This is a genomic window from Yersinia pekkanenii (assembly GCF_001152565.1).
Taxonomy (GTDB): domain Bacteria; phylum Pseudomonadota; class Gammaproteobacteria; order Enterobacterales; family Enterobacteriaceae; genus Yersinia; species Yersinia pekkanenii.
In genome coordinates, this window is sequence record NZ_CQAZ01000131.1 from 1 (window position 1) to 2,677 (window position 2,677).

Sequence of the window (2,677 nt, forward strand, 5' to 3'; positions counted from 1 at the left end):
TGGGCTATCGCTCTCCGAATGAGGTATTTTTAACGCACTTACAGGCGGCATAATGCCCTACCGTTTTGTTGCGTTTCGACTGGGAATGGGGCAACTTGCGCTTAAACTAAATGCCTCATCTGTCATTGTTTCTCATAATCACCCTTCTGGTATACCTGAGCCAAGTATCGAAGATCGCCATATCACCAAGAGGCTTTCTGATGCCTTAAACCTGGTTGACGTCAGAATTCTAGATCATATTGTTATTGGCCACGGTATCAGTGTTTCTTTTGCTGAGCGAGGGTGGCTACCATTTTAATAATACCGCGCAAAAACGGCATAAAATGACAGCTTAACAAATATTTCGCATGCGAAATCTAGGCATCTTAGGAGGTGCCTTTTTTAGAAGTTTATTATATATCAGTATTGATAAATAAAGTAACTTGTGTATAATAATCAACATAGAAGAGCGGAAGGCCGCTTTTCTCCTATCGGCGAAACGCCATACTCACAGGAGTTTACATGTATAAGACAGAAGCAGTTCGTAAAGCAGAAGTTCTGGAAACGACCCCTGCCCTTGCTGAATTCATTGATGATATTCCTACCCAAAAGGCGGTTCAGGCTTTTAGCAACTTGTTGTTTCGGCCTGAAAGTCATGCGCTCAACTGCCAATTCGATTACGCAACGCTTCTTACACAGCAAAAATCTTTGGTGTTAAGTCGTATTGAGTCGGCTCAGCAGAATGGTGCGATCCTTGTTGAGGACTGGGAGGTTAATTTCAGCATGTGGTTCGATTCATTCCATGCGCGGCAGAGAGCGGCATATATGGGCTACCTATCCAGCATCAGTGGTTGTGCAAGCGCGATGATAACCGGCCCGGCAAACTTCCCTGTTGAGCGCATGCGGAAACGTAATGGTATTGCCAATGATAAGTATCGCCAGATAAAGGAATACTCCCAAAAGGCACCAGAGCGTTTCCTGCGCCGGATAATGCCATTTGGTGATGGGACAATTATCCAATCAAACGCACCGAATGCCACTGAGTTGCTCAATAGTAAAATTGCCCGGATGGAGAAGACACACGCGGAAATGATCGGGGCAAACAAGATTGTACGAAAAACGTATAAAGGCGGTTCTGCTGAAGGTGTTAGCCCGGAAGCACAACAAAAATGTGCACTGGCATTAGCCGAGTTTTTGAGTATTCCTTTGGATAAAGCATTGAACATTTTACAGCCGAGTCCATATTACAGCCATGGTAAGGTCGTGCCGTTCTATTCATATCAGTTGGCTAATCATAATGCTGAGATAGCACGCTTAAAACAGAGACTGGCTGAAGTTAATAAATTGCAAAATGACAGTTTATTTATCGAACAAACTCTGACAAACGGAATTGAAATTAAACTGAGTGAAGACGGAAAAATTGAAATACATTTTGGCTATAAACCGGATGAACAGACACGTCGTATGCTTTGTGATAACAGCTTTAAATTTTCCCGTTATCGTAATAATGCGTGGGTTAGAAAGTTCACGCCGAATGCTCAAGCAGTCTTTAGCCGGATAGTGAAACCAGCCCTAGAAAAACTGCCACAAAAATAACATATCAGTGTTGATTTATAATAAATGCCATAGTATATTAAACCGTATCCAGTGGATGGCCACTGGATACATCAGGCGTAACGCCAGGCTCAAAGGAGACACCATCATGCAAAGCAACACAATCATAGGCCGCTTACTTAAACCCGTTAGTTTGATTAAGAAAGATGACGTTACCTATTGTCGTCTTACTGTTGCCGAGAGCAAAAAACGCAATAATGTTTCTACAGTTATCGAGTTCACAGCCTACGATGAGTTGGCACTGCGTGCTGAACGCAAATTAGATGTAGGTGACCTGGTCGTCGTCCACTTCATTGTTAAAAACTCTCAGTATGAAAACGATGGCGTCACATATCACGGTTATAACTTCACCGCTGAGAGTTTCGAGTACCTCGCAGCAGGTAAAGCAAAGCAGGCTCGTTCTCAATCTATGGCCCATCAATAATGATAAATAATTTCGCATGCGAAATTTTAAGAGGGATTAAATAATGGACTTCAGTCAATCGCCTGTTGCGTCAAATATAGAGCTTGCGCTCGGAAAAGTTATTGTTGTTGGTAATCAGAAAGGTGGTGTCGTTAAGTCGCAGTCATCTAACGAGATTTCGTATGATTTGCAGCAGTCTGGTTTTAAGACGCTGGTCATCGATATGGATTGGACGGCTGGGTTAACAGAGCGGAGTTTCCCTGATGGTATGCCTATCGAAATTGAGCGCGAACCTTTTAAGCATGAGTTTTCCCCAGGGGAAGCACACACGTTCCAATTATTTTTTACAGACACGATTGTGAAGCCGATCCAGTTAGAGGATGGACGTCATATTATCGGTACGACTTACGAACTGAATGAGATTAACTATCGCCCACAGGACTGCATTTTTGATTTTAAAGACAGCATAGATGAGCTACGTAAAATCTACGATTACATTATTATCGATTCTAATCCTACATATTCGAACGTCATGATCGCTAGTCACTTAGTGGCTGATTATTTGATTATCCCTACTCTTTTAGAAAAATCTTCACGCAATGGTGTTTCTAAGCAGTTGGGCCATATGAAAAAAATCAAAAAGAACCTCAATCCTAAGTTGGAGTTTTTAGGTTTGTACGT

The 2,677-nt window shown here is 42.3% G+C and carries 3 protein-coding genes and 1 pseudogene; all 4 read left to right on the plus strand.

Annotation, left to right across the window (positions count from 1 at the left end; all coding sequences use genetic code 11):
- Positions 1 to 97 precede the first annotated feature (97 nt).
- A pseudogene (locus tag AEP37_RS23160) lies at positions 98 to 298 on the plus strand (JAB domain-containing protein); the annotation flags it as partial.
- A 203-nt stretch (positions 299 to 501) separates the two neighbouring features.
- Positions 502 to 1,575: a hypothetical protein gene (locus AEP37_RS23165; RefSeq protein WP_049615532.1), complete on the plus strand. Its 1,074-nt coding sequence runs from the start codon at positions 502 to 504 to the stop codon at positions 1,573 to 1,575.
- Between the two features lie 106 nt (positions 1,576 to 1,681).
- Positions 1,682 to 2,017, plus strand: coding sequence for a single stranded DNA-binding domain-containing protein (locus AEP37_RS23170; protein WP_049615533.1), 336 nt, complete (start codon positions 1,682 to 1,684; stop codon positions 2,015 to 2,017).
- A gap of 43 nt (positions 2,018 to 2,060) precedes the next feature.
- Positions 2,061 to 2,677 (plus strand): ParA family protein (locus AEP37_RS23175; RefSeq protein ID WP_049615534.1); only part of this gene is annotated, 617 nt, incomplete at its 3' end.

Coding starts and splice junctions, on each gene's coding strand:
- AEP37_RS23165 (WP_049615532.1), top strand. CDS start 502: ATGTATAAGACAGAAGCAGTTCGTAAAGCAGAAGTTCTGGAAACGACC.
- AEP37_RS23170 (WP_049615533.1), top strand. CDS start 1,682: ATGCAAAGCAACACAATCATAGGCCGCTTACTTAAACCCGTTAGTTTG.